General features: G+C 71.5%; 26 protein-coding genes and 1 pseudogene. 5 read left to right on the top strand and 22 right to left on the bottom strand.

All coding sequences use genetic code 11. The annotated features are described in order from the left end of the window. Positions 1 to 13 precede the first annotated feature (13 nt). Entirely contained in the window at positions 14 to 649 is a 636-nt protein-coding gene (gene infC / locus E4K62_RS06275; protein ID WP_135071010.1) for a translation initiation factor IF-3, read from the bottom strand. A gap of 239 nt (positions 650 to 888) precedes the next feature. Here infC and E4K62_RS06270 point away from each other — a divergent pair, with 239 nt between their 5' ends. Then, on the top strand, positions 889 to 1,293 hold the full coding sequence (locus E4K62_RS06270) for a DUF1844 domain-containing protein (RefSeq protein WP_135065002.1): 405 nt from the start codon (positions 889 to 891) through the stop codon (positions 1,291 to 1,293). 27 nt (positions 1,294 to 1,320) lie between these two features. Here E4K62_RS06270 and E4K62_RS06265 read toward each other — a convergent pair whose 3' ends face one another. From E4K62_RS06265 to E4K62_RS06240, 6 genes are read right to left on the bottom strand one after another with little or no spacing between them, the layout of a single operon-like run. Beyond that, the gene (locus E4K62_RS06265; RefSeq protein ID WP_135064999.1) at positions 1,321 to 2,091 is read right to left on the bottom strand and encodes an SseB family protein; all 771 of its coding nucleotides are present in this window, start codon (positions 2,089 to 2,091) and stop codon (positions 1,321 to 1,323) included. Then, complete coding sequence (gene priA / locus E4K62_RS06260; RefSeq protein ID WP_135064996.1) at positions 2,075 to 2,821, bottom strand: bifunctional 1-(5-phosphoribosyl)-5-((5-phosphoribosylamino)methylideneamino)imidazole-4-carboxamide isomerase/phosphoribosylanthranilate isomerase PriA; 747 nt, start codon at positions 2,819 to 2,821, stop codon at positions 2,075 to 2,077. Before priA ends, E4K62_RS06265 begins: the two co-directional genes overlap by 17 nt. A gap of 46 nt (positions 2,822 to 2,867) precedes the next feature. After that, entirely contained in the window at positions 2,868 to 3,518 is a 651-nt protein-coding gene (gene hisH, locus E4K62_RS06255) for an imidazole glycerol phosphate synthase subunit HisH (protein ID WP_135064993.1), read from the bottom strand. Continuing rightward, positions 3,515 to 4,129, bottom strand: a complete 615-nt coding sequence (hisB, locus tag E4K62_RS06250) for an imidazoleglycerol-phosphate dehydratase HisB (RefSeq protein WP_135064990.1) — start codon at positions 4,127 to 4,129, stop codon at positions 3,515 to 3,517. Before hisB ends, hisH begins: the two co-directional genes overlap by 4 nt. Beyond that, complete coding sequence (locus E4K62_RS06245; protein WP_135064987.1) at positions 4,126 to 5,211, bottom strand: histidinol-phosphate transaminase; 1,086 nt, start codon at positions 5,209 to 5,211, stop codon at positions 4,126 to 4,128. The genes hisB and E4K62_RS06245 overlap by 4 nt, the downstream gene beginning before the upstream one ends. Positions 5,212 to 5,239: 28 nt before the next feature. Further along, a complete protein-coding gene (locus E4K62_RS06240) occupies positions 5,240 to 5,590 on the bottom strand; it encodes a LysM peptidoglycan-binding domain-containing protein (protein ID WP_135064984.1) in 351 nt (116 codons plus the stop codon). Positions 5,591 to 5,843: 253 nt separating this feature from the next. On the opposite strand from E4K62_RS06240, the gene lexA reads away from it, so the two are divergent. The 3 genes from lexA to E4K62_RS06225 all read left to right on the top strand — a co-directional run bounded on the left by lexA (position 5,844) and on the right by E4K62_RS06225 (position 9,129). Then, a complete protein-coding gene (gene lexA, locus E4K62_RS06235) occupies positions 5,844 to 6,524 on the top strand; it encodes a transcriptional repressor LexA (protein ID WP_135064981.1) in 681 nt (226 codons plus the stop codon). A 65-nt stretch (positions 6,525 to 6,589) separates the two neighbouring features. After that, positions 6,590 to 8,506, top strand: coding sequence for a prolyl oligopeptidase family serine peptidase (locus E4K62_RS06230; RefSeq protein ID WP_135064978.1), 1,917 nt, complete (start codon positions 6,590 to 6,592; stop codon positions 8,504 to 8,506). A 59-nt stretch (positions 8,507 to 8,565) separates the two neighbouring features. Then, on the top strand, positions 8,566 to 9,129 hold the full coding sequence (locus E4K62_RS06225; protein WP_135064975.1) for a hypothetical protein: 564 nt from the start codon (positions 8,566 to 8,568) through the stop codon (positions 9,127 to 9,129). Positions 9,130 to 9,216: 87 nt separating this feature from the next. On the opposite strand, the gene hflX is transcribed toward E4K62_RS06225, so the two are convergent. Next, positions 9,217 to 10,758, bottom strand: coding sequence for a GTPase HflX (gene hflX / locus E4K62_RS06220; RefSeq protein WP_135064972.1), 1,542 nt, complete (start codon positions 10,756 to 10,758; stop codon positions 9,217 to 9,219). A 104-nt stretch (positions 10,759 to 10,862) separates the two neighbouring features. Between hflX and E4K62_RS06215 the strand changes: the two genes are divergently transcribed. After that, a complete protein-coding gene (locus E4K62_RS06215) occupies positions 10,863 to 11,504 on the top strand; it encodes a class I SAM-dependent methyltransferase (RefSeq protein WP_135064969.1) in 642 nt (213 codons plus the stop codon). Here E4K62_RS06215 and dapF read toward each other — a convergent pair whose 3' ends face one another. From dapF to E4K62_RS06145, 14 genes and pseudogenes are all read right to left on the bottom strand, one after another. Then, positions 11,505 to 12,356, bottom strand: coding sequence for a diaminopimelate epimerase (dapF, locus tag E4K62_RS06210; RefSeq protein WP_135064966.1), 852 nt, complete (start codon positions 12,354 to 12,356; stop codon positions 11,505 to 11,507). Between the two features lie 9 nt (positions 12,357 to 12,365). After that, positions 12,366 to 13,289, bottom strand: a complete 924-nt coding sequence (gene miaA, locus E4K62_RS06205; protein ID WP_135064963.1) for a tRNA (adenosine(37)-N6)-dimethylallyltransferase MiaA — start codon at positions 13,287 to 13,289, stop codon at positions 12,366 to 12,368. Beyond that, positions 13,286 to 14,836 (bottom strand): tRNA (N6-isopentenyl adenosine(37)-C2)-methylthiotransferase MiaB, encoded by a 1,551-nt coding sequence (gene miaB, locus E4K62_RS06200; protein ID WP_135064960.1) that lies wholly within the window; start codon positions 14,834 to 14,836, stop codon positions 13,286 to 13,288. Before miaB ends, miaA begins: the two co-directional genes overlap by 4 nt. A gap of 40 nt (positions 14,837 to 14,876) precedes the next feature. Beyond that, complete coding sequence (locus E4K62_RS06195) at positions 14,877 to 15,692, bottom strand: ABC transporter permease (RefSeq protein WP_240742835.1); 816 nt, start codon at positions 15,690 to 15,692, stop codon at positions 14,877 to 14,879. 502 nt (positions 15,693 to 16,194) lie between these two features. Further along, a pseudogene (locus tag E4K62_RS18860) lies at positions 16,195 to 16,620 on the bottom strand (ABC transporter ATP-binding protein); the annotation flags it as partial. A 26-nt stretch (positions 16,621 to 16,646) separates the two neighbouring features. Then, positions 16,647 to 17,804, bottom strand: a complete 1,158-nt coding sequence (locus E4K62_RS06185; protein WP_167747745.1) for an alpha/beta hydrolase family protein — start codon at positions 17,802 to 17,804, stop codon at positions 16,647 to 16,649. A gap of 42 nt (positions 17,805 to 17,846) precedes the next feature. After that, on the bottom strand, positions 17,847 to 18,485 hold the full coding sequence (locus E4K62_RS06180; protein WP_135064954.1) for a regulatory protein RecX: 639 nt from the start codon (positions 18,483 to 18,485) through the stop codon (positions 17,847 to 17,849). A gap of 1 nt (position 18,486) precedes the next feature. Then, positions 18,487 to 19,533 (bottom strand): recombinase RecA, encoded by a 1,047-nt coding sequence (gene recA / locus E4K62_RS06175; RefSeq protein WP_135064952.1) that lies wholly within the window; start codon positions 19,531 to 19,533, stop codon positions 18,487 to 18,489. 262 nt (positions 19,534 to 19,795) lie between these two features. After that, on the bottom strand, positions 19,796 to 20,020 hold the full coding sequence (locus E4K62_RS06170; RefSeq protein WP_135064949.1) for a DUF3046 domain-containing protein: 225 nt from the start codon (positions 20,018 to 20,020) through the stop codon (positions 19,796 to 19,798). 22 nt (positions 20,021 to 20,042) lie between these two features. Beyond that, positions 20,043 to 20,351 (bottom strand): helix-turn-helix domain-containing protein, encoded by a 309-nt coding sequence (locus tag E4K62_RS06165; RefSeq protein WP_135064946.1) that lies wholly within the window; start codon positions 20,349 to 20,351, stop codon positions 20,043 to 20,045. Positions 20,352 to 20,507: 156 nt separating this feature from the next. Continuing rightward, on the bottom strand, positions 20,508 to 21,029 hold the full coding sequence (locus E4K62_RS06160) for a CinA family protein (RefSeq protein WP_135071004.1): 522 nt from the start codon (positions 21,027 to 21,029) through the stop codon (positions 20,508 to 20,510). Then, entirely contained in the window at positions 21,029 to 21,616 is a 588-nt protein-coding gene (gene pgsA / locus E4K62_RS06155) for a CDP-diacylglycerol--glycerol-3-phosphate 3-phosphatidyltransferase (protein WP_135064943.1), read from the bottom strand. Before pgsA ends, E4K62_RS06160 begins: the two co-directional genes overlap by 1 nt. Next, positions 21,616 to 24,300, bottom strand: coding sequence for an FtsK/SpoIIIE family DNA translocase (locus E4K62_RS06150; RefSeq protein ID WP_135064940.1), 2,685 nt, complete (start codon positions 24,298 to 24,300; stop codon positions 21,616 to 21,618). The genes pgsA and E4K62_RS06150 overlap by 1 nt, the downstream gene beginning before the upstream one ends. A 64-nt stretch (positions 24,301 to 24,364) precedes the next feature. Then, entirely contained in the window at positions 24,365 to 24,856 is a 492-nt protein-coding gene (locus E4K62_RS06145; protein WP_135064937.1) for a GNAT family N-acetyltransferase, read from the bottom strand.

Here is a 24,856-nt window from a genome sequence, read left to right as displayed (position 1 = left end):
AGTTCGGGGGGCCTTACTCGGCCGGTGCTTCGGCGGGCGCGTCGGTGTCGCCCTCGGCCGGCGCGTCGCCGCGAGCGGCCGAACGGGCGGCTTCCTTGTTGGCAGCGCGCTGGGCGTTCTGCTCGGCCTTCGCCTCGGACTTGTTCTTGTGCGGTGCGACCACCATCACCATGTTGCGACCGTCGATGGTCGGGTTCGACTCGACCGTGCCGAACTCGGCGACGTCCTCGGCGAACTTGCGCAGGAGACGCACACCCTGCTCGGGGCGCGACTGCTCGCGACCGCGGAACAGGATCATCGCCTTGACCTTGTCGCCGGCCTGCAGGAAGCCTTCGGCGCGCTTGAGCTTGGTGATGTAGTCGTGCGCTTCGATCTTCAGACGGAACCGGACCTCCTTGAGGACGGTGTTCGCCTGGTTGCGACGCGCTTCCTTGGCCTTCTGCGCAGCCTCGTACTTGAACTTGCCGTAGTCCATGATCTTGACCACGGGCGGCTTCGAGTTGGGGGCCACCTCTACGAGATCGAGGTCGGCCTCCTGGGCCAGGCGCAGCGCCACCTCGATGCGGACGACGCCGACCTGCTCACCCGCGGGTCCGACGAGGCGGACCTCGGGGACGCGGATGCGGTCGTTGGTGCGGGGATCGCTGATGCGGAACTCCTCTTCTGCGACTGTCGGCTCCCACGCCGCGGGTGCGACGTGAGCGAAGAGGAAACGCACGCCACCCGGCACGACGCGATCAGCGCCGGCTTCTCGCACCCGAACAGCCCCGGGGACGGGGCGGAGTGCGTGGACCCGGTAGCCTGGAGCGGCGAACGGGTGGGATGGAATCCTCTTTCGTCCGAAGCAGAACGCTCCGGAGCCCGCCATAGTCTAACAGAGAGAACGCTGTGCACACGATCCCCGGTAGTGAGCCCACCCCCGACCCCGAGACCGAGCGCCTGGCCCGCTGGGAGGAGCAGGAGCGCGCCGCCGCATCCGCCACCCGCGACATCGCCGACGTCCCCGCCGTGGAGGTCATCACGACCACCGCCGTGCACCTGCTCAGCGCCGCCGCGGTGAAGGTCGGGCTGGCCGACGACCCCGAGAACCAGACCGACCTGGACGAGGCCCGCAAGATCATCAACGCCCTCGCGGGCCTCATCACCGCCGGCGCCCCCGAGATCAGCGACATGCACGCCCGCTCGCTGCGCGACGGCCTGCGCTCCGTGCAGCTGGCCTTCCGCGAGGCCTCCCCGCTCCCCGACCCCATCGGCAAGGGGCCGGGCGAGAAGTGGACGGGGCCCGTCACGTAAGCCCTTCCCCCGAGACTCCCGAGAGGATTACGGGGAGCGGTGCAGCTTGACGGTCAGGGAGTCGACGAGCACCGCGATGCGGTCATCGGCCGCCCACCGGCGGGCGACGCGGGCGAGCACGGCATCCAGCTCCTCCTGCGCGAGCCCGTGCATGAGCTGAAGGTGCACGACGAGCTCGGGACCCCGCAGCCGTGCCGTCGGGTCACCCGGCTCGACGGCGAGGTCGAGCACGGCCAGCTCGCCGGAGATGGACGCCTGCAGGCCCGTGAACACCTCCGCCGACACATGGCTGGGCTCCCACGCGATGCCCTGCCCGATGGCCCACACCGCGGGGCGCCGCAGGACGAACTCGGTCTCCGAGCCGGGATCGATCACGATGAGGTCGGTGTCATCGGATGCGGCGGCCAGCGCCGTGCGCACGCCCTCGGCGGGCACCGGGCGGGCCGCGGCATCCCACCGGCCCATCGCGGCCACCGAGGTGAAGACGGGGAGCACCTTGCGCCCGTCCGGGGCGGCCACCGTCACGATGGACAGTTCCTGCGTCTTGTCGACCTCGAGCCCGTGCGCGCCCACGCCGGAGTCGCCCTTCTCCGCGATCAGCGGGATGAGCAGCCGCGCGCTCCGGTACGCCTCGACGACCGCGACGGCGTCGCCCTCCCCCGCACGGAAGGCGGTGAGCGCCGCCAGGAGCGCCGGATCGGCCGATCCGTCATCCCCCGCGTGCGGGTTCGACTCGAACCGGCGGCCCTCCCACGGAACCCCCGCCGAATCGGCGCCCGGATCAGCCTCCGGCGACATCCAGTGCCTCAGCCAGCGTGAAGGCGCCCGCGTACAGCGCCTTCCCCACGATCGCGCCCTCGACGCCCAGGTGCACCAGATCGCGCAGCGCGAGAATGTCGTCGAGGCTCGACACGCCACCGGAGGCGACGATGGGCTTCGGCGTGCGCGAGGTCATCTCGCGCAGGAGCTCCAGGTTGGGGCCGCGCAGCGTGCCGTCCTTGGTGACGTCGGTCACGACGTACCGCGAGCACCCCGCCTCTTCCAGCCGGTCCAGCACCGTCCACAGGTCCCCGCCGTCACGGGTCCAGCCCCGGGCGGCGAGGGTCGTGCCGCGCACGTCCAGACCGACGGCGATCGCATCGCCGTAGCGGCTGATCACGTCGGCGGCCCATTCCGGGTTCTCCAGCGCAGCCGTGCCGAGATTGATCCGGGCGGCGCCGCTGTCCAGCGCCGCCTCCAGGGACCGGTCGTCGCGGATGCCGCCGGAGAGCTCGACCTGGACGCCCCGGACCGCCTTGATGACCTTGCGCAGGACGGCGGCGTTGCTTCCGCGCCCGAAGGCGGCGTCCAGATCCACGAGGTGGATCCACTTCGCGCCCTGTCGCGCCCACTCCACGGCGGCATCGACGGGGTCGCCGTAGCTCGTCTCGGTGCCGGCCTCCCCCTGGGTCAGGCGCACGGCCTTCCCGGAGGCGATGTCGACGGCGGGCAGCAGGATCAGCTCGGGGCTGGAGGCGAAATCGTTCATGGCTCCTCGGGCGAACGGAAGGCGGGCACCCGCGCGGGGCACAAGCTCAGAGGCTATCCCTGCGCAGGCCGCCGATCCAATTGGACAACAGCTTGATGCCGGCCTCGCCGGACTTCTCCGGGTGGAACTGGGTCGCCGAGAGCGGACCGTTCTCCACCGCGGCAAGGAAGGGCGTGCCGTAGGAGCACCACGTCAGAGTGGGCGCGGGGAAGGGCGGCATGACCTCCAGCTGCCACTGCTGCGCGGCGAACGAGTGCACGAAGTAGAACCGCTCGGACTCGATGCCGGCGAATAGGCGTGATCCCTCGCCGGCCTCGACGGTGTTCCAGCCCATGTGCGGCAGCACCGGCGCGTCGAGCTCGGTCACGGCACCGGGCCACTCCCCGAGCCCCTCCGTGTCGATACCGCGCTCCACTCCGCGCCCGAACAGCACCTGCATGCCGACGCAGATGCCCAGGACGGGCCGGCCACCGGCGAGGCGGCGATCGATGACCTCGTCGCCGCGGCTCTCCCGCAACGCCTCCATGACGGCGCGGAACGCACCGACACCGGGCACGACGAGGCCGTCGGCATCGCGGATGACGCCACGGTCGCTGGTCAGTCGCGCGTCGGCGCCCGCGGCGGCCAGCGCCTTCACCGCGGAGTGGACGTTGCCCGAGCCGTAATCCAGGACAGCGACGACCGGCCGGTCGGTCACAGCGCACCCTTCGTGCTGGGGATGCCTTCCACGAGCGGGTCCAGCGACTTGGCCTGACGGAACGCGCGCGCGAACGCCTTGTACTCCGCTTCGGCGATGTGGTGGGCGTCGCGGCCCTCGAGCACGCGCACGTGCACCGTGAGGCCGGCGTGGAAGGCGAGCGCCTCGAACGTGTGCCGCACGAGGGAGCCGGTGAAGTGGCCGCCGATGAGGTGGTACTCGAACCCGGCCGGCTCGCCGGTGTGCACGAGGTAGGGACGGCCGCTGATGTCCACGACGGCCTGCACGAGCGCCTCGTCCAGCGGCACGAGCGCGTCGCCGAACCGCGTGATGCCGGCCTTGTCGCCCAGGGCCTGACGGATGGCGTCGCCCAGCACGATCGCGACGTCCTCCACGGTGTGGTGCGCGTCGATGTGCGTGTCGCCGGTGGCCCGCACGGTGAGGTCGGTCAGGGAGTGCTTCGCGAACGCCGTGAGCAGGTGGTCGTAGAACGGCACGCTCGTGGAGATCTCGCTCACGCCGGTGCCGTCGAGGTTCACTTCCAGCTCGACGGTGGACTCACTCGTCGCGCGTCGCAGAGTCGCTGTGCGCGGCGCGCCTGATGCGGTCATACCTTCGATCCTACCGAGGCCAGGGCGTCCAGGAACGCGGTGGTCTCCTCCTCGGTGCCGGCGGTGACACGCAGGTGGTGTGGGATGCCGACGTCGCGGACGAGGATGCCGCGGTCGTACAGTTCCCGCCAGGTCCGGGCCGGGTCGTCCACGCCGCCGAACAGGACGAAGTTCGTCCCGGAGTCGTAGGGGGTGTACCCCAGGGCGGCGAGGGTCGCCGACATGCGGTCGCGCTGCGCGACGATCTCGTCCACCATTCCGAGCATGACCGGCGCGTGGGCCAGCGCCGCGAGCGCGGCCGCCTGGGTCAGTCCGCTGAGGTGGTAGGGCAGGCGGACCAGACGCAGCGCGTCGACGAGGGCGGGGTCGGCAGCGAGGTAACCCACGCGCGCGCCGGCGAACGCGAACGCCTTGCTCATGGTGCGCGACACCACGAGGCGCTCACGCCCCGGGAGGAGGGTCAGTGCCGAGCGCTCGTCGCGCGGAGCGAACTCCTGGTACGCCTCATCGACGATGACGATCCCGTCGGTGGCGTCGTAGACGGCCTCGATGACATCGAGCCCCATGGGCGTTCCGGTCGGGTTGTTCGGCGCGCACAGGAAGACCACATCCGGCCGCACCTGCGCCACCTGCGTCGCCGCCGACTCGGGCGAGACGGTGAAGTCGTGGGCGCGCTCGCCGGCGATCCACTGCGCTCCGGTGCCGCGGGTGAGGAGCGGGTACATGGAGTAGGTCGGCGCGAAGCTGAAGGCCGTCCGCCCGGGACCGGCGAAGGCCTGCAGAAGGTGCTGCAGCACTTCGTTGGAGCCGTTGCCCGCCCAGATCTGCTCGGCCGTGAGACCGTGCCCGAGGTAGCCGGCGAAAGCCTCCCGCAGCGCGGTGAACTCGCGGTCGGGGTACCGGTTGATGTCCCGCAGCGCCCGGGCCACCGAGTCCAGGATGTCGTCGGCGACCTCCTGGGGCACCGGGTGGGTGTTCTCGTTGACGTTCAGGGCGATGGGCAGCGGCGCCTGCGGTGCGCCGTACGGCACGAGGCCGCGCAGATCGTCGCGGAGCGGGAGATCGTCCAACCGGGTCGTCATTCCTCCCATGCTACGGCGAGGCGGCCGGCTATGACTGCGGCGCGTACTCCACCGGGATGGCCAGGCGCTGACCGGCCGAGACCGTCGAGGATTCCAGCACGTTCAGACGCGCGATGTCCTCGACGACGTCCCGCGGGTCGGCGTGGGGGGCGAGATCCTGTGCGATCGACCACAGCGACTCCCCCGACATGACCGTGATCTCGGTGAAGGTGCCGGCCGGCGCGCCGCCCTCGGCCGAGGCGAGAGCTGCGCCACCGCCGAGCACGGCGAGGGCGATGGCGATGGCGGCGGGCAGCGCGGCCAGGCCGGCCAGCAGCCGACGGCCGCGGGCCGTCAGACGCAGACGGGTGGTGGGGGCGACGCTCGCGATGGTGGCCATGGCTCCTCCTCTGGCGGAAGGTTCGCACCCGACCCTCGGCCGGGAGGGCCGGATGCGAACCTGTATTCCGAATCTATCTTCGATACTGTGGGGATGTCAATCGTTCCGATGTCGGACACGGATCGAACGCGACACGCGTGGTGCAGCGTGATCCGCAGCCCGATACCGGATACGGTTTCGACAACGGAAGACCATCACGGACCTCCGACATTCGAAGACCGGTGCCAAGGCGGGCACGGGAGGGAGCACGAGAATGACCGACGCGACCGCTCGCGACAAGCCGCAGACACGCCGGCGGAAGAGCCTCAGTGACAAGCAGCTGGCGATCCTCGAGGTGATCCAGCGTTCGATCGCACGGCACGGCTACCCGCCGAGCATGCGGGAGATCGGCGACGCCGTCGGCTTGAAGTCGCTCTCCAGCGTCACCCACCAGCTCAACCAGCTCGAACTCAGCGGCTACCTCCGCCGCGACCCGGGCAAGACGCGCGCGATGGAAGTGCTGATCGACCTCCCCGGCACCGCCGCCGAGAATCCCGCCGACACCGCGCCGGCCCTCGGCGACGCGGCTCTCGTGCCGCTCGTCGGACGCATCGCGGCGGGAGTCCCCATCACCGCCGATCAGCACGTGGAGGAGATCTTCCCCCTCCCCCGCCAGCTCGTCGGCAAGGGCGACCTGTTCATGCTGAAGGTCTCCGGCGATTCCATGATCGATGCGGCGATCTGCGACGGCGACTGGGTCGTCGTGCGTTCGCAGGCCACGGCGGAGAACGGCGAGATCGTCGCGGCCATGCTCGACGGCGAGGCGACCGTGAAGACCTTCCGCCGTCGCGACGGTCACACGTGGTTGCTCCCCCGCAACTCCGCCTTCGAGCCGATCCTCGGCGACGACGCCGTCGTCCTCGGTCGCGTCGTGGCGGTGCTGCGCGCCGTCTGATCGCCGTGCGCGAGCGCGCCCGCACACGCATCCCGAGGACCGTGGGCGGCGCCTAGGCTGACGGGATGCCGACTCCCCTGCCCTTCGGATCCTGGCCGTCCCCGCTGTCCGCCGACGCCGTCGCGACGGCATCGCCCCGCATCGACGGGGCGCGTCTCGTGGGCGACGAGATCTGGTGGGGGCAGACCGTGCCGGAGGAGGGCGGCCGGACGACCGTCCGACGACGCCGGACCGACGGCACCGTCTCGGACGTCCTGCCCGCCCCCGGCAACGCGCGCTCGCGCGTGCACGAGTACGGCGGCGGCGCGTGGGCGGTCACTGACGCCGGTGAACTGACGTACGTCGAGAAGAGCGACGGCCGCGTGTGGTCGCTGCGCCCCGGCGCAGCGCCCCGGCCGCTCACGCCACCGCGCGACGGCGTGCGCTACGGCGGGCTGCGCATCCAGGCCGGCATCCTGCTGGCGGTGCGCGAGAGCGACGGCGACGCGCGCACGCCGCTGCGCGACATCGTGACGATCCCCCTCGACGGCTCCGCCGCCGCCGATGACGCAGCGGTGCGCAGTCTCGTCGCGGGCAGCGACTTCGTCGCGCAGCCGACCCTGTCGCCCGACGGGACGCAGCTGGCGTGGATCGCGTGGAACCATCCGGACATGCCGTGGGACCGCGCCGAGCTTCGGACGGGGACGCTCGAGGACGACGCCGTGCGCACGTGGACCGTCGTCGCCGGCGGCGAGGGCTCCGCTCCCCTCCAGCCGGAGTGGACGGGGGACGACGAACTCACCTTCCTCGACGACCGCACGGGACGCTGGAACGTGTGGCGCACGCACCTGGGCGGTACGCCGCATCCGCTCGCCCCCGCCGATGCCGACACCGGCGGCGGCCTGTGGGTGCTGGGGTCGCGGTGGTTCGCGCCGGTGGACGGCGGGTTCGTCGCGGTGCGCACGAACGGTGCCGACGAGATCGTCGCCGTTGTCGGAGATCGCACACGGATCCTCCCGGTTCCGGTGACCTCCGGCGCCCTCATCGAGGACGCCCGCGGCCGGCGCGTGCTCGTGTCCGGCTCCGGAACGACGTCCCAGGGCGGGCTGTGGCTGGTCGACCTCGACACGGATGCGCCCGCCGCGCTCATCACCGGCGGGGCCGCTGTCCTGCCGGAGGAGTGGATGCCGCGGCCGCAGGCCGTGACGGCCGACGGCCCGCGCGGCCCCGTGCACGCCTTCGCCTACCCGCCGACGAACCCCGAGCACACGGGGACGCCGGGCGAACGCCCGCCCTACCTCGTGCTCGTGCACGGCGGCCCGACCGCTCACGTGGGTCCGGCCGCGTCGGCGAAGACGGCGTACTTCACCAGCCGGGGCATCGGGGTCCTCGACGTGAACTACGGCGGCTCCACCGGCTACGGCCGGGCCTACCGCGAGCGCCTGCGCGGCCAATGGGGCATCGTCGACGTCGAGGACGTCGCCGCTGCCGCCGGCGCGCTCGTCGCGCGCGGTGACGCCGACGGCGCGCGCCTCGCGATCGACGGCGGCTCGGCCGGCGGCTGGACGGTCCTGGCCGCGCTCGTCGGAACGGATGTCTTCTCGGCCGGCGTCGCCCGCTACGCCGTCGGCGACGCCCGCGCCCTCGCCGAGGATTCGCACGACTTCGAAGCACGGTACCTCGACGGGCTCATCGGGCCGCTCCCCGAGGCCGAGGATGTGTACCGCGAGCGGTCGCCGCTCAGCCATCCGGAGGGGTTCACCGTGCCGCTGCTGATCCTGCAGGGCGCGGAGGATGCGGTGGTCCCACCGGCTCAGGCGGAGGCCATCCGCGACGCGCTCGTGGCTCGGGGCATCCCGCACGCGTACGTGCTGTACGAGGGCGAGGGGCACGGCTTCCGCCGTGCCGAGACGATCGTGCACGCGCTCGAGAGCGAGCTGGCCTTCCTCGGCCAGGTCTTCGGGTTCGACACCCCCGGCGTCCCGCCGCTCCTCCTGTCCTGACACCCGCTCGCGTCAACGTTTGGTTGACGCCGCTGTCAACTTCTGGTTGACGGACGCGCATGGACGAGATCCGGGAAGCACAGGACGCGGTCCGTGTCGCCCGCGAGCGCCTGGAAGCCGCCGTGGATGCGGCGCGGGCGGCGGGCCGGACATGGGCGGACATCGGGAAGGAATTGGGAATGACCAGGCAGGCAGCATTCAAGAGATTCGGCAAGCCGGTGGATCCGGTGGGCGGGGAGCCGCTGGTGCGGCGAGGAGTGGCGGATGTCCGCACCCTCACCGAGCACGTGTTCACCCTCATCGCCACGGGCGATCACGCGGGCCTGTCCCAGGCGATGCATCCGGTCACGGCGCGGGAGCTCCCCGCCGAGACCATCGCGGAGACGTGGCGGACCGTGCTCGGCGAGGTCGGGGCCCTCCAGGGGTTCCAGAACACACGCGTGGAGGTGCCCGGCGGCGGAGAAGTGCTCACCGACGATGATGCCGTCGTGGGCACCGTCGTGGGCGCGACGACGCTCGTGTGCGAGGCGGGCGAGATCAGCGGACGCGTCGCGGTGGATGACCAGGGCCTGGTGGTCGGGATCCTCCTCGTCCCCACCGACCACGCACCACTGCCCTTCTGACCTCCGAGAGTGCATCGTCCCGGCGAACCGGCACCATATTCGGTGCACTCTCGCCGAGGCGATGCACTCTCGTCGCGTGGGACAGGGTCAGGACGCGAAGGGGGCGAGCTCGGCGGCGAGGCGCTCCCCGACGTGCGCGTGCAGGAACGTGCCCTCGGCGCGGTGCTCCTGCGCCAGGATCAGGCCGGACTCGTGCGCGGCGGAGATGAGCTCCCCGCGGTCGTACGGGACGACGGCGCGCACCTCCACCGCCGGCAGCGGCAGGGCGTCCTCGATCTCGGCGCGGAGCTCCTCGATGCCCTCGCCCGTGCGCGAGGAGACGAACAGCGCGTCCGGCTGCAGCCCGCGCAGCACCATCCGCGTGTCCGGCTCGAGCAGGTCGGCCTTGTTGAACACGACGATCTCACGCGTGGATCGCGCGCCCACGTCGCCCATGACATCCCGTACCGTCGCCAGCTGGGCCGCGGGATCGGGGTGCGACCCGTCCACGACGTGCACGATGACGTCGGCGTCGCCGACCTCTTCCAGCGTCGAGCGGAACGCCTCGACCAGCTGGTGGGGCAGGTTGCGGACGAACCCGACCGTGTCGGTCAGCGTGTACACGCGCCCGTCTGAGGTCTGCGACCGGCGCACCGTGGCATCCAGCGTCGCGAACAGCGCGTTCTCCACCAGCACTCCCGCGCGGGTGAGGCGGTTGAGCAGACTCGACTTGCCGGCGTTGGTGTAGCCGGCGATCGCGACGGCGGGGATGACGTTGCGCTTGCGCTCGGCGCGCTTGGCGTCGCGCGCGGGTGCGAAGTCGCGGATCTGCCGGCGCAACTGCGCCATGCGCGTACGGATGCGGCGGCGGTCCAGCTCGATCTTCGTCTCACCGGGTCCGCGCGAGCCCATGCCCGCACCGCCGGCGCCGACCTGGCCACCGGCCTGGCGGCTCATCGAGTCACCCCACCCGCGCAGACGCGGCAGGAGGTACTCCAGCTGCGCCAGCTCGACCTGCGCCTTGCCCTCACGGCTCTTGGCGTGCTGGCTGAAGATGTCGAGGATCACCGTCGTGCGGTCGATGACCTTGACCTTCACCACGTCTTCGAGGGCACGCCGCTGGCTGGGGGCGAGCTCGGTGTCGGCGATGACGGTGTCGGCGCCGACCGCCGCGACGATGTCGCGCAGCTCCTGCGCCTTCCCGCGCCCGACGTAGGTGGCGGGGTCCGGATGCGGCCGCCGCTGCAGCACGCCGTCCATCACGACCGCGCCGGCCGTCTCGGCGAGGGCGGCGAGCTCGCGCAGCGAGTTCTCGGCATCCTCCTGCGACCCCTGGGGGTGCACGCCGACGAGCACGACGTTCTCCAGCCGGAGCTGGCGGTACTCGACCTCGGTGACGTCTTCGAGTTCCGTGGAGAGCCCGACCACGCGACGCAGCGCAGCGCGCTCCTCACGGTCCCACTGATCGCCGTCGGTGTCGTCGTAGGCGACCGTGGTCTCGTCCTGCAGAGCCTGAGCGGCTCCGAACACGCGGACCCCCGAACGCGCGTCGGCGCGTGCGAGAACCCGCTCGACGGGATCCGTGTCCGCCCCGTGCGTGCCGTCGACGAGCGAGTCCTGCCCGTTCCGGGGTGTGGTGGTGTCCGTCATCTCATCCTTTTCCGCGGAATCATGCCGCCCGGGCGGTGTCACCCGGCGCATCCCTGCACTCTAACTCTCCCCCTGCGCCAAGACTCTTCCGCTACGCTCTCGGCATGGGGAGCGACCACTACTTCAGCGCGTCGCCTTCGAGTCCCACGCAGTTGCGCCGCATCCGCGTCCCGCTGGCGGGACAGGATCGGGAAGTGACGACGGCGTCTGGAATCTTCAGCCCCGACCGGCTCGACGCCGGCACCGCGGTGCTGCTGTCCCACACGCCCCCGCCGCCCTCCGGCGGCCACTTCCTCGATCTCGGCTGCGGCTGGGGCCCGATCGCGTTGACACTTGCCTTGGAATCGCCGCGCGCCACGGTGTGGGCGGTCGACGTCAACGAACGGGCCCTGGACCTCGTGCGGCGCAATGCCGAGGAACTGGGACTCCCCAACATCAACGCGGCGCGTCCCGAGGATGTTCCCGACGACGTGAAGTTCCGCACCATCCGCTCCAACCCGCCGATCCGCGTGGGCAAGAACGAGCTGCACAGCATGCTCGAGCGCTGGATACCGCGCCTGGACGAACGATCGGACGCGTGGCTCGTGGTGCAGCGGAACCTCGGCTCGGATTCGCTCCAGCGGTGGCTGGCCGCGACGTTCCCGCGCGGCTACGGCGTGCACAGGGCGGCGACGGGGCGCGGATACCGTGTGCTCAAGGTCCGCAAGCACGGCACCCCCGAGACCGGCACGATCGCGCTCCCCTGATCAGGCGAGCGTGACCTCGCCCGAGAAGACGAGGGATGCCGGGCCCGACAGCAGCACGTCGCCCTCGCGCACACGGACGCCCAGGCGCCCGCCCGGCACGTCGACGATCCACCGGTCCGGCGCCGCCGGTCCCGCCCAATGCCGCGCGGCCAGTGCCGCGGCGGCCACCCCGGTGCCGCAGCTGAGGGTCTCCCCCACTCCGCGCTCGAAGACGCGCATCCGCAGGCTCCCCACTCCGTCGCGCACGAGCGGGTCGGCCGGCACCACGAACTCCACGTTGGCGCCGTGGCGGGGCGCGGGTTCCAGCAGCGGCTGATAGGCGAGGTCGAGGCCCTCGAGTTCGGCGAGCGAGGACAGCGCCACCACGACGTGCGGGTTGCCCACGTCCACGCCCACGCCGGGGCGCGCGACGTCCAGTCCTCGGGCCCGCACGAGGGTCTCCCCCGGTTCGATGGCGAACGCACCGAGGTCGACCTCGAAGCCGTCGTCGCTACGGGTGAGGGTCTTCACGCCCGCGCGCGTGCCGATCCGCAGCCCGCCGTCGATGTCGGCGAGACCCGCGTCGACCAGATACTTCGCGAACACCCGCGTGCCGTTGCCGCACATCTCCGCCTTCGAGCCGTCGGCGTTGCGGTAGTCCATGAACCACTCCGCGCCCACGGCGTCCGCGCCCTCCTCGATCGCGGTGGAGCGCACCACCCGCAGCACCCCGTCGGCCCCGATGCCGAAGTGGCGGTCGCACAGCGTCGCGATCTGCGCGTCCGACAGGTCGAGGTCGCCGTCGGGATCGGCGATCACGACGAAGTCGTTCCCGGTGCCGTGGCCCTTGGTGAACGGGAGCGTGAGCGGCATCCGTCCAGTCTATGGGGCGGGCCGGCGGGCCAGCGCGGCCGAGTCGGCCGTGCGCGCGTCGACCCACGTCACGTCGGCGTAGCGGCGGAACCACGACACCTGACGTCGCGCGTAGCGGCGGGTCAGTGCCTGCGTCTGTGCGATCGCCTCGTCGGCGGTGACCTCGCCGCGCAGCTGGGCGAGCGCCTGCGCGTAGCCGATCGCACGTCGAGCTGTCACGCCCTCCTCGAGCCCCCGCGCGCGCAGCGCTTCCGCCTCATCGACGAGCCCCGCCCGCCACATCCCCTCCACGCGGGCATCCAGCATCGGCACGAGCTCGGCGCGTTCGATGTGCGCGCCGATCACGTGCGTGCCGGGATGCCATGGGGTGGGCTTGTCCGGAAGCGCGGCGCCGTGGGTGGCCTCCCCCTGCGCGAGCACCTCCAGGGCCCGCACGATCCGGCGGCCGTTGGCCGGATCGACGCGCGCTGCGGTGGCGGGGTCGGCCTCGCGCAGGCGTGCGAACAGGGCGCCGGCACCGTGCTCGGCCAGCTCCGCCTCCAGTCGCGCGCGCACCTGCGGGTCGCGCGGGGGGAAGCGGAAGTCGTGGATCACGGCAGAGACGTACAGCCCCGAGCCCCCCACGAGGATCGCATCGGCGCCCCGCTCGTGGATCCCGCGGATCGCCGCGCGCGCCGCATCCTGGTACCACGCCACCGCGGCCTCCTCGGTGACGTCGAGGACGTCCAGGAGGTGGTGCGGGATGCCCCGGCGCTCAGTGACGGGGAGCTTCGCCGTGCCGATGTCCATGCCGCGATACAGCTGCATGGCATCGGCGTTGACGATCTCCGCGGCACGCCCCGACGCGATTAGGGCCTCGGCGAGGGCGAGCGAGAGGGCGGACTTGCCGGTGCCGGTGGCGCCGACGACGGCCCACAGGCGCGGCGTGCTCACTCTCCGACGCGGAGGACCGGGAGCCCGAGCGAGACCGGGCGCGGACCGGATGCTGCGGCCGGTGCCGCCGGCACGCCGCAGGAGTCCGCCTGCGCGCGGTCCCACGCGTCGCCGGCGCGCGTGCGGCGCACGCGCAGGGGTGCTCCGTCGGGGCTGTCGGCGAGCAGGTGGAACGGCGCGGCGTGGGTGACGACGGCGGTCACGACATCCCCGGGACGCGGAACGGCGGAGCCGGCGGGCACCTCGACGTGGACCAGCCGGTTGTCCTCCGCCCGGCCGGTGAGGCGATGCGTCGCGGCATCCTTCTTGCCCTCCCCCGTGGAGACGAGGACCTGAACTTCGCGGCCGAGCTGGCGCTGGTTCTCCTCCAGCGAGATCCGCTCCTGCAGCGCGAGAAGCCGCTCGTAGCGCTCCTGCACGACGTGCTTGGGCACCTGATCGGGCATCGTCGCGGCCGGCGTGCCGGCGCGGATGGAGTACTGGAAGGTGAAGGCGCTGGAGAACCGGGAGGCGGCCACCACCCGCAGGGTGTCTTCGAAGTCCTCATCGGTCTCGCCGGGGAAGCCGACGATGATGTCGGTGGTGATGGCGGCGTGGGGCATGCGTTCGCGGACGCGATCGAGGATCCCCAGGAACCGCTCACTGCGGTAGGACCGGCGCATCGCCTTGAGGACGCGGTCGCTGCCGGACTGCAGCGGCATGTGCAGCGACGGCATGACGGCGGGCGTCTCGGCCATCGCCGCGATGACGTCATCGGTGAAGGCCGCCGGATGGGGGCTGGTGAACCGGATCCGCTCGAGCCCGTCGATCTCCCCGGCCGCGCGCAGGAGCTTGCCGAAGGCGAGCCGGTCGCCGAACTCCACGCCGTAGGAGTTCACGTTCTGCCCGAGCAGCGTGACCTCGATCGCCCCGTCGTCCACCAGCATCCGGATCTCGCTGAGGATGTCGCCGGGACGGCGGTCCTTCTCCTTGCCGCGCAGGCTCGGGACGATGCAGAAGGTGCACGTGTTGTTGCAGCCGACGGAGATCGAGACCCACCCGCTGGCTGCGGAGTCGCGCTTGGTGGGCAGCGTCGAGGGGAACACCTCGAGGGACTCGAGGATCTCCAGTTCCGCCTCGCCGTTGTGGCGGGCGCGTTCGAGCAGGCTCGGGAGCGAGCCCATGTTGTGGGTGCCGAACACCACGTCGACCCACGGCGCCTTGTCCAGGACCGCCTGCTTGTCCATCTGCGCCATGCACCCGCCCACGGCGATCTGCATGCCCTGATGCACGTCCTTGCGCGACTTCAGGTGCCCGAGGGTGCCGTACAGCTTGCCGGCGGCGTTGTCGCGCACGGCGCACGTGTTGATGACGACGACGTCGGCCTCCTCGCCGGCGGCGGCACGCACGTAGCCCGCGCTCTCGAGGGAGCCGGACAGCCGCTCGGAGTCGTGCACGTTCATCTGACAGCCGAAGGTGCGCACCTCGTACGTGCGGGGGCGGCCGTCGAGGTCGCTGGCCGCGGCGGACGGCGCGATGAGCGTGGGGGCGCTGGAGGGCGGTGTCATGATGCGTGCCATTCTACGTTCGACCGCCGCCGGCCCCGCCCTAGCGGATGCGGCGGCGGATGCGTGCCGCGGACAGCGTCGTGCACACCAGCGTGAGCGCGACGAGCACCGCCGCGACGAACCACACCGGCACCGCCCAGTCCCCCACCTTCAGGTCCAGGCCGTACAGGGCGCGGAGCACCTCCTCGGCCTCCGGGGATACGCCCGTGATGATCGCGAGCGACCCTTCCGAGAATTCCCGGCGCAGCAGCATCCCCGCCTGTGCGAACGGGAGGGCGGCGACGACGGAGGCGACCACGTCCGGGAACACGCCGATGGGGATGTAGGCGGCAGCGACGAAGCCGAGCACGGTGCCGACGATCGTCGCCAGCGCCGAGAACGCCCCGTTGGTGCGGACGAAGCTGACGATGAGCGCGGACAGGGCCGTGAAGGCGAGGCACGAGAGCACCACGATGCCGGCGCTCGCGGCGACGGCGGAGACCGGCAGCCAGAGCCCGCGCACGACGCCGAGGTACACGACCGACACGACCAGCACGAACAGCGACAGCAGCAGCGCCACGGCGGTGGCCGAAAGGAGGTAGCCGAGCACGAGCTGGCTGCGGCGCACGGGAGACACCAGGAAGTCCCGGAACCGCCCGGAGGCGCCGTCGTCGGTGAGGATGGCCGTGCCGCCCAGCCCCGTGGTCACGGTGGTGATCAGAACGATGCCGGCGAACATCCAGCTGTCCACGAACGCCTGCACGTCGGCGTCGGAGGCCCCCGGCAGTGAGTCCGCCAGATCCTGCGTCTGCAGGTTGCCGAGGAACAGCGTGTAGAGGAGGAACAGGATGAGCGCGCCCAGCAGCGAGAAGAACACGTTCAGCCGGTCGCGGAAGAACGGCCTCCGCGCTGCGGCCGGTGAGCGCCAGGAACACGTCGTCCATGCGGCCGTGCCGGAACTCGAAGTCGCGGACGTGGTCGCCGTGCGCGGCGAGCAGACGGCGGGCGACGGCGGCGTCGGCGACCGGGATGAGGATCTGCTCGCCGTCGCGCACCGGCACGGAGCCGCCCGCGCGCGCGTCCCGCTCGAGCGCGTCGGGGTCGTCGGTGCGCACCGTGAGCATACTGCGGCTGTGCTGTGCGCGCAGGCGTGCGGGGGTGTCGTCGGCGATGATGCGGCCGGCGTCGACGATGCACACGCGGTCGGCCTCCTCGGTCTCCTCGAGGTAGTGCGTCGTGAGGAAGATCGTGAGGTCTCCGCGTGCGCGCAGTGCATGCAGAGTGCGCCACACGAGCGCACGGCTGCCCGGATCCAGCCCCGCGGTCGGCTCGTCCAGGAACAGGACGCTCGGCTCGTGCAGGAGCGCGCGGGCGACATCCACGCGGCGGCGCTGCCCGCCCGAGAGCGCCCCGTACGGACGGTCCAGCACGTCCTCGAGCCCGATGAGGGCCGTGACGTCATCGATGCGCGCGGCGATGCGGGCGCGGTCCAGGTGCGACAGACGGGCGCGGAAGCGCAGATTCTCCCGCGCCGTGAGCATCGGGTCGAGCACGGAGTCCTGGAAGACGACGCCGATGCGCTCGCGTACCCGGTTCCCCTCGCGTGCGACGTCGTACCCGAGGACGCGGACCTCGCCGGCGTTGAAGGGCAGGACGGTGGTCAGGCACCCGATGGTCGTGGACTTGCCGGCCCCGTTCGTGCCGACGAACGCGAACACCGCACCGTCGGGGACGTCGAAGGAGATCCCGTCCACGGCGAGGCGGTCCCGGTAGCGCTTCGTCAGCCCCGCGACGTGGATCGACATGCCCTCATCCTCGCGCAGGCTCCGCCCTACGGCGAGAGGTCCGGGGCGAACGGCCGGATGAACTCGGACAGATGTGCCGAGTAGCCCTCCGGATCGACGTTCCAGCTCTGGATGTGGCCGGCGCCGGGCACCGGCACGTACCGTGCCTTCGGCAGCGACGCGGCGAAGGCGGCGCTGTCGGCGTGCGGCACCAGGGGGTCGGCGAGCCCTTGGAACAGGAGCACGGGCAGGCGCTCGAACGCCGCCGTCTGGTCCAGCTCGTCCAGCGGCGTCAGCGACAGGTCGCCGCGCCACTGCACCACCAGCCGCACGAGCGGTGCGAGGGCGCTGAGATGCAGGCGCTCCGCCTGTCCGTCGATCACCGCGGACCAGTCCAGCACGGGAGCATCGAGCACCATGCCGACCACCTGGTCGGCGTGCGCGGACTCGTGCAGGAACCGCGTGACGATGCTCCCGCCCATGGAGTCCCCGTACAGGATGAGATTCTCCGCGCCGTGCGCGAGGGCGTAGTCGGCGGCCGCCTCGAGGTCGCGCCATTCGCGCTCGCCCAGGCTGATCAGGCCATTGGGGCTCGCCGGGGCGCCCGCGTCGTTGCGGTAGGAGATCAACAGGGTGGGCAGCCGCGCTTCGGCGAGTGTGGCCAACGGGCGCAGGCCGCTCTGGCGGAGACCGTCGATCCCGTGCACGAACAGCACCCACGTGTCGCCGTCGCCCTCCACGAGCCATGCCGGCATCGCGCCGAGCTCGCCCTCGATGTCCACGTCCCGGTACTCCAGCCCGAGCGCGGTGCGCGGGTCACCGGTCCACATGTTGGGGTTCAGATCGACCTTGGTGCCGACGGCGGGCACGGCATCGGTGGGCACGAAGCTCCGGGTGATGGTGGCGCCGTCGGTCCACAGCATGGGCCCGACCACCGCCTCCCCCGCGATTCGGCCCTGCTCGTCCGACCACGTGAGGCCGTATGTTCCCTCCCGCGTTCCGGCATCCGTGTGGGTGAGGGTGATCTCGTCCGCACCGACGGCCACGACCGTGCCGGCCGCCGTGGTGAGGCTGTGGTGGGGAGTGAGCAGGATCTGGGCACTCCACAACGGAATGCCCACCACCACCGCCGCAGCGACGATCGCCCCCACGACGCCGACGACGATGGGCCACCGCCGACGGTGCGAGCGGTGCGAGCGGGCCACACCGCCGAGCATAGAGGCCACGGTGCGGCGCCGCCGAACGCGTCAGCGGAATCGCACTCCGCCGCCGGAGCGATTCTCCGCCAGGGCAGCCCGCGCCGCCGTGGCGGCGACAGACCCGGAGTAGCCGCGGCGGGCGAGCTGGCCCATGAGCCGGCGCAGGGCGGTGTCGTCGTCGTAGCGGCCGAGCTGGCGGGCCTTCGTGCGGGCGAACTCGAGCGCGCGCTCGGCGTCGTCATCCGGCAGCTCCTCGAACGCGGCGTCGGAGACCTCGCGGGAGATCCCGCGCGCCGACAGCGCCTGCGCGATCGCCCGCCGGCCCTGCCCCTTGCGCTGCGTCGCGGCGTGGATCAGCTGCTCCGCGAGCGCCGTGTCGTCCAGATAGCCGCGGCGAAGGAAGTCCTCGAGGAGAGCGTCTGCCTCCGGGCGCTCCAGGGCGGCACCGGTGAGCAGGAAGGTCCGTGCCTCGGAGACCGACAGCTGCCGGGTGCGGAGGCGGCGCAGGAGTGCCCGCTCGGCATCGGCGAAGCGATCCGCGCCGGGCTCCGCATCCTCCGGTGTCGCGGACTCCACGTGCGCGTCGCTCCGCCACGCCGGATGCCACGCCGCCGCGTCGGGCTGCGCACCGAACAGGGGGGTCACGGGGGCGAGGCGGTCGTCCTCGCCCCCGTCGAACGCCGGCATGTCAGGCCGGGCGGCGCGCGGCCAGCTCGTCTTCGACCGCGCCTCCGCGCGGCGCGCCGATCCCCAGCTTGTCCTTGATCTTGGACTCGATGTCGGCGGCCATGTCGGGGTTCTTCAGCAGGAAGTTGCGGGCGTTCTCCTTGCCCTGCCCGAGCTGCTCGCCGTCGTACGTGTACCACGCGCCGGACTTCTTCACGATCGCGTGCTCGACCCCGAAGTCGATGAGGCTGCCCTCGCGCGAGATGCCCGTGCCGTAGAGGATGTCGAACTCGGCCTGCTTGAACGGCGGGGCCATCTTGTTCTTCACGACCTTGACGCGCGTACGGTTTCCGACCGCGTCGGTGCCGTCCTTGAGCGTCTCGATGCGGCGGATGTCCAGGCGCACGGACGCGTAGAACTTCAGCGCCTTACCGCCGGCGGTGGTCTCGGGCGAGCCGAAGAACACACCGATCTTCTCGCGCAGCTGGTTGATGAAGATCATCGTCGTGTTCGTGGTGTTCAGCCCACCGGTGAGCTTGCGCAGCGCCTGCGACATGAGGCGTGCCTGCAGGCCGACGTGGGAGTCGCCCATCTCACCCTCGATCTCGGCCCGCGGCACGAGAGCGGCGACGGAGTCGATGACGACCAGGTCGATGGCTCCCGAGCGCACCAGCATGTCGGCGATCTCGAGGGCCTGCTCACCCGTGTCGGGCTGGGACACCAGGAGGGAGTCGATGTCGACGCCCAGCTTCTTGGCGTAATCGGGATCGAGCGCGTGTTCGGCGTCGATGAACGCCGCGATGCCGCCGGCGCGCTGGACGTTGGCGATCGCGTGCAGCGTCAGCGTCGTCTTACCGGAGGACTCCGGGCCGTAGATCTCGATGATGCGGCCACGCGGGAGCCCGCCCACGCCGAGGGCGACGTCGAGGGCGATGGAACCGGTCGGGATGACCGCGACGGGCGCACGCTCGTCGCTGCCCAGTCGCATGACCGAGCCCTTCCCGAACTGCCGGTCGATCTGGGCGAGGGCCGATTCGAGGGCCTTCTCGCGGTCTGCGGGTGAGGGCATGGGGTGCTCCTTCTGGTGCGTGGTCCGTCGCCTGTAGGCTGACGCGCTCCCCTCCGGCGGACGGGATGCTGCGACAAGGCGTGGGTGTCATTCGACGTCGTCCACGCTAGGAGGGGCCTCCGACATTGCGGCGGATTCCTCTCCCGGCGGGGATGGACGCTTTCGCGACACCTGCTGTGCAGGAGCCTACGCGCGAATCGAACACATCTTCGATGACACGCCGATGATTCCCCGTGCGGCGAGACGCGCCACGGGCGCCGGCTCAGCGGCGCTTGGGTTCGAGCCGACCCGCGCCGTAACGCCGCGACGGCGGCACGTCGGTCTCCTCGCACAGCGCGAGCCACACATCACGCGGCGGCACGCCGTCCGCGAGCGCGTCGTGCGGCGTCCGCCCGCCGAGCGCGGAGAGGACGAGATCGCTCACCAGTGACGACCCCCGGGCGCCGAACTCATCGGAGACGGCGCGGTCGAACTCGGATCTGCGCACGGAAGGGATTCTCGATGGAGGATCAGTGCAGCGACAGCTCGGGCTCGACCGAGGCCACCAGATCGTCGGGGACGACGTCGGGGAAGGCCTGCAGGCCCTCGAGCACGGACAGCCGGTCGCCGACCTCGCGCATGATGGTCGAGATGGGCACATCGAGCGCTTCCGCCACGGCGGCCAGGATCTCGCTCGAGGCTTCTTTCTGGCCTCGCTCAACCTCGCTCAAGTAACCCAAGGCCACGCTCGCGCGGCTGGCCACCTGCCGGAGGGTGCGACCCTTCTGCTGACGGAGGTCGCGCAGGACTTCGCCGATCTCTTGACGTACCAGGATCATTTCTTGCCCCTCCTCACGCTTGACTCCGCCGTTGCCGGGTGGACAACGGTACAACATCCAGTGCTGCCAATCTAAACCCGTGCGCTGGGGAAAGGTTGGGAATCGCCGGATGTAACCGCCCCGAAACAGGTCTTATTCCCCTGCTGCCGTCGCCGCTCACAGCGCCACCAGGGCGCGGCGCACGGCGATCCGGGCGGCTTCGGCACGGATCGCGTCGCGATCACCGCTGAGGACGATCGAGTCCACGCGCGTACCCAGAGGGGTCGACACCGCGATGTGCACCGTTCCCACGGGCTGCCCGTCCGGAGATTCCGGGCCGGCGATTCCGGTCGTCGCGATGCCGACTTCGGCCGCAGCGCCGTCCTGGCCGAGGACCTCCCGCACGCCTTTGGCCATCTGTCGTGCGACGCGCGGATGCACCGCCCCGTGCGCCTCGAGAAGGGCGGCATCCACCCCCAGCACCGTGCGCTTGATGTCGGTCGCGTACGCGACGACACCGCCGCGCACGACGCGCGAGGCCCCGGGCACCGCCACGAGCGAAGAGACCACGAGGCCGCCGGTGAGCGACTCGGCCACCGCGACCGACCAGCCGAGTTCCGCGAGGCGTTCCACGAGGGTGGCCGCGCTCTCGCGAGGATTGCTCGCCAGGGTCTCCTCGAGCTCTTCGGGGAGCTCCATCACGACGCGGTCCTGCGGGAGCGGGCCGCGCGCACCTCTGTGACGATGTAGTCGATGCCGCTGGCGATCGTCAGGAGCACGGCGATGCTCATCGTCACGACGTTCACCCACCACACCGCCCCCGCCCACACCGGGTTGTCGATCAGGGTCGCCAGCGGCGTGAGCGCGAGGGAGAGGGCGACGGCCTGCGCGACGGTCTTGAGCTTGCCCATCCACGCCGCCGCCAGCACGTGGTCGCTGACGACGATGAAGCGATACACCGTGATGCCCACTTCCCGCACCAGGACGACGATCGTCACCCACCACGGCAGCTCGCCGAGGATCGACAGCCCCACGAAGGCGACGCCGGTGAGCGCCTTGTCGGCGATCGGGTCGAGGAGCTTGCCGAGGTCGGTGACGATGTCGTGGCGACGGGCGAGGTAGCCGTCGATGCCGTCGGTGCCGATCGCGACGATGAACAGCACCGCGGCCCACCACCGCAGCGGCCCGTCGGCGCCGCCGTCGGCCAGCAGCATCCACAGGAAGACCGGCGCGCACAGGATGCGGACGATCGTGATCGCGTTGGGCAGCTGCCGCGGGACGGCCATCAGTCGCGCCCCGTCAGCTGCCACGCGTCTTCGCCGTCGTCGTCCTCGTCGACCACCGGCATGCCCGCGAACTGCGCCTCGACCGGGTCGCCCCCGTACGGGTCGGACCCGGCCGGCTCAGGGACGTCGTCGCCGCGCAGCTTCGCCAGCACCGAGGGGAGCTGCTCGGCCGTGACGAGGACATCGCGGGCTTTCGAGCCCTCCGACGGACCGACGATCTCGCGCGACTCCAGGAGGTCCATGAGGCGACCGGCCTTGGCGAACCCCACTCGGAGCTTGCGCTGGAGCATGGAGGTCGAGCCGAACTGCGTCGAGACGACCAGTTCGGCCGCCGCCAGCAGGAGCTCGAGGTCGTCGCCGATGTCGGCGTCGATCTCCTTCTTCTCCTGTGTGGCGGCGACGTCGGAGCGGTACTCCGGGCGCGCCTGCTGAGTGACGTGGGCGACGACCTTCTCGATCTCGGACTCGCTGACCCACGCGCCCTGGACGCGCAGCGACTTCGAGGCGCCCATCGGCAGGAACAGCCCGTCGCCCTGACCGATGAGGCGCTCGGCGCCGGGCTGGTCGAGGATGACGCGGGAGTCGGTCACGCTCGTCACCGCGAACGCCAGACGCGAGGGGACGTTCGCCTTGATGAGGCCCGTGACGACGTCGACCGACGGCCTCTGGGTGGCCAGGACGAGGTGGATGCCGCTGGCGCGTGCCAGCTGCGTGATGCGGACGATCGAGTCCTCGACGTCTCGCGGGGCGACCATCATGAGGTCGGCGAGCTCGTCGACGACCACGAGCAGGTACGGGTAGGGCTTGAGCACACGCTCGCTGCCCGCCGGCAGCTGCAGCTCGCCGGCGACGACGGCCTTGTTGAAGTCGTCGATGTGGCGGAATCCGAACGACGCGAGGTCGTCGTACCGCATGTCCATCTCCTTCACGACCCACTGCAGCGCCTCGGCCGCCTTCTTCGGGTTCGTGATGATGGGCGTGATCAGGTGCGGCACGCCGGCGTACGCGGTCAGCTCGACGCGTTTGGGGTCCACGAGCACCATGCGCACCTCCGACGGCTTCGCGCGCATCAGCAGGCTCGTGATCATGGAGTTGACGAAGCTCGACTTTCCCGAGCCGGTCGAGCCGGCCACCAGGAGGTGGGGCATCTTGGCGAGGTTGGCCACGACGTAGCCGCCGCCGACGTCCTTGCCCACGCCGATGGTCATGGGATGCGTCGAGGCGGCCGCGTTCTGCGACCGCAGCACGTCGCCGAGGGTGACGATCTCGCGGTCGGTGTTGGGGATCTCCACGCCGATCGCGCTCTTGCCGGGGATGGGGGCGAGGATGCGCACCTCGTTGGAGGCGACGGCGTAGGCGATGTTGTTCGTCAGCGCGGTGATGCGCTCGACCTTGACACCCGGTCCGAGCGAGATCTCGTACTGCGTCACTGTCGGCCCGCGGGAGAAACCCGTCACGCGCGCGTCGACGTTGAACTGCGACAGCACGCTCTCGATCGCCGCGACGACGGCGTCGTTGGCGGCCGAGCGCTCCTTGTGCGGCGTACCGGCCGCGAGGGCCGCCACGGAGGGCAGGCGGTAGTTGGCCGCGGGGGGAAGACCCTGGCTGTCGCCGCCGAGGCCGGAGATCCCCGGCAGCTCCTCCGTGGCGGGATCGGGCGCGTCATCGCGCAGCGCCGTCTTACCCGCTGCGGCGCCGGCGAGGGCGGCCGGATCGAACACTTCGGTGAGTGCGTCGGGCGCGGGCACGGGGGGTGCCGGCGGGGTGGGCGGTGGCGCGGGGAAGACCTGCTCGAAGCCGCCCTCCACGGTGCCCGGCGACAGCAGCTGGGTGAGGTCCTGCGAGCCCAGCGACCCGTCGGCGTCCTGCTCGCGCCCGGACTTGTTCCGCCGCCACCACGGCAGCGCCGGCTCGTCGTCGTCGCCGTCGGCAGCGGCTGCGGGGGCCGCGGCCTCCGCCCTGCGCTGTTCGGCGCGGGCCGCACGCTCGGCCGGGTCGGCGCCGAAGAGCCAGTCGTACAGGTCGCCCAGGCGCTGACCGATGCGGTTGGGCGGGGTCTTGGTGAGGATCAGGATGCTGAGCACCGCCACGAGTGCGAGCACGATGTACGCACCCACCGGGGTGAGAAGCAGAGCCAGCGGCTCCCCCACCATCCAGCCGAACAGACCGCCCGCCGTGCTCAGCGCCGGCAGGCCGGCGCTCGGCTGCGGGCGGTCGCCGATGACGTGGCAGAACCCGGCGACAGTCACGACGAACAGGGCGAAGCCGATGCCGATCCGGCCGTTGTCGTGCACGGAGGACGGATGACGGAACAGCCATCCGGCCAGCAGGAGCAGTAGCACGGGGAAGACGAACGCTTCGCGACCGATCAGTCCCCCGACGCTGTAGGCGCTGATCACCGGCGCGACGTCGGTGCCGATGAGGAACCACTCCACCACCGCGCCGGCGGCGGCGAGGAGGACGAGCAGGAGCGGGAACCCGTCGCGACGCTGATCCTTCTCGAGGGTCTCGGGACCGAAAGCGCGGAACATGCCGCCGACGGCGTGCGCCAGCCCCAGCCAGGCGCGAGCGATGACCGGGGGTTTCTCGGGCTCTCCGACGTAGCGTTTGGGGGCGGGGGCCGGCTTGCGCGCGCCACTTTTTGCGGACGCGCGGGCGCCGGTCGTCGGAGTACTGCGGGGCATACTCCCACGGTAGGCGCGGGAGCCGACGTTTGCCCGGATTGACGCGGGACTCAGGCGAGGCGGCTCACGGGAGGCGCTTGACCATCGTGTCGCGCCCGATCCCGGCCTGCGTGACGGCGAACCCCTCCGAGCGGTACAGCGTGGCGGCGAAGTTGCCGCGCTCCACGCTGAGGCTGATGCGGCCGTATCCCTGCGCGCGGGCTTGCTCGCACAGCGCGTGGATCAGGATGCGGCCCACCCCGTGCGACCGCCATAGGGGGCGCACGCCGATGATGAGCTCGGGCACCCCCGTTCCGACGTACCCGAAACCGGGTTCGGTACGCGGGAACATGCGGTACCACGCCGCGCCCACCGGCTCACCCCCGGGCGCCTCGGCGATGACGCCGGCGTCGACCGGCCGCATCCAGCCGGCGAGGTAGCGGAGGTAGTCCTCGCCGGCGAGCACCTCGTGGCGTGGCCGGTGCGCGCCCGGGCGCCAGTTCGCCGCCTCCACGACCATGTCCGCGAGGAATGCCCCGTCTGCTTGACGGGCCTCGCGGACAGCCGTGGCGGGCAT

The organism is Microbacterium wangchenii, from assembly GCF_004564355.1.
GTDB lineage: Bacteria > Actinomycetota > Actinomycetes > Actinomycetales > Microbacteriaceae > Microbacterium > Microbacterium wangchenii.
This window is presented reverse-complemented; position numbering and strand designations above follow the sequence as displayed.

What these genes read in the sequence shown, in the direction of transcription:
- recA (WP_135064952.1), bottom strand. Translation starts at nt 19,533, where the DNA reads ATGCCCTCACCCGCAGACCGCGAGAAGGCCCTCGAATCGGCCCTCGCC.
- E4K62_RS06165 (WP_135064946.1), bottom strand. Translation starts at nt 20,351, where the DNA reads ATGATCCTGGTACGTCAAGAGATCGGCGAAGTCCTGCGCGACCTCCGT.
- E4K62_RS06145 (WP_135064937.1), bottom strand. Translation starts at nt 24,856, where the DNA reads ATGCCCGCCACGGCTGTCCGCGAGGCCCGTCAAGCAGACGGGGCATTC.
- hisB (WP_135064990.1), bottom strand. Translation starts at nt 4,129, where the DNA reads ATGACCGCATCAGGCGCGCCGCGCACAGCGACTCTGCGACGCGCGACG.
- dapF (WP_135064966.1), bottom strand. Translation starts at nt 12,356, where the DNA reads ATGCCGCTCACGCTCCCGTTCACCAAGGGCCACGGCACCGGGAACGAC.
- lexA (WP_135064981.1), top strand. Translation starts at nt 5,844, where the DNA reads ATGACCGACGCGACCGCTCGCGACAAGCCGCAGACACGCCGGCGGAAG.
- E4K62_RS06150 (WP_135064940.1), bottom strand. Translation starts at nt 24,300, where the DNA reads ATGCCCCGCAGTACTCCGACGACCGGCGCCCGCGCGTCCGCAAAAAGT.
- pgsA (WP_135064943.1), bottom strand. Translation starts at nt 21,616, where the DNA reads ATGGCCGTCCCGCGGCAGCTGCCCAACGCGATCACGATCGTCCGCATC.
- E4K62_RS06245 (WP_135064987.1), bottom strand. Translation starts at nt 5,211, where the DNA reads ATGACGACCCGGTTGGACGATCTCCCGCTCCGCGACGATCTGCGCGGC.
- E4K62_RS06225 (WP_135064975.1), top strand. Translation starts at nt 8,566, where the DNA reads ATGGACGAGATCCGGGAAGCACAGGACGCGGTCCGTGTCGCCCGCGAG.
- E4K62_RS06215 (WP_135064969.1), top strand. Translation starts at nt 10,863, where the DNA reads ATGGGGAGCGACCACTACTTCAGCGCGTCGCCTTCGAGTCCCACGCAG.
- E4K62_RS06230 (WP_135064978.1), top strand. Translation starts at nt 6,590, where the DNA reads ATGCCGACTCCCCTGCCCTTCGGATCCTGGCCGTCCCCGCTGTCCGCC.
- E4K62_RS06240 (WP_135064984.1), bottom strand. Translation starts at nt 5,590, where the DNA reads ATGGCCACCATCGCGAGCGTCGCCCCCACCACCCGTCTGCGTCTGACG.
- priA (WP_135064996.1), bottom strand. Translation starts at nt 2,821, where the DNA reads ATGAACGATTTCGCCTCCAGCCCCGAGCTGATCCTGCTGCCCGCCGTC.
- E4K62_RS06180 (WP_135064954.1), bottom strand. Translation starts at nt 18,485, where the DNA reads ATGCCGGCGTTCGACGGGGGCGAGGACGACCGCCTCGCCCCCGTGACC.
- miaB (WP_135064960.1), bottom strand. Translation starts at nt 14,836, where the DNA reads ATGACACCGCCCTCCAGCGCCCCCACGCTCATCGCGCCGTCCGCCGCG.
- E4K62_RS06265 (WP_135064999.1), bottom strand. Translation starts at nt 2,091, where the DNA reads ATGTCGCCGGAGGCTGATCCGGGCGCCGATTCGGCGGGGGTTCCGTGG.
- E4K62_RS06160 (WP_135071004.1), bottom strand. Translation starts at nt 21,029, where the DNA reads ATGGAGCTCCCCGAAGAGCTCGAGGAGACCCTGGCGAGCAATCCTCGC.
- hflX (WP_135064972.1), bottom strand. Translation starts at nt 10,758, where the DNA reads ATGACGGACACCACCACACCCCGGAACGGGCAGGACTCGCTCGTCGAC.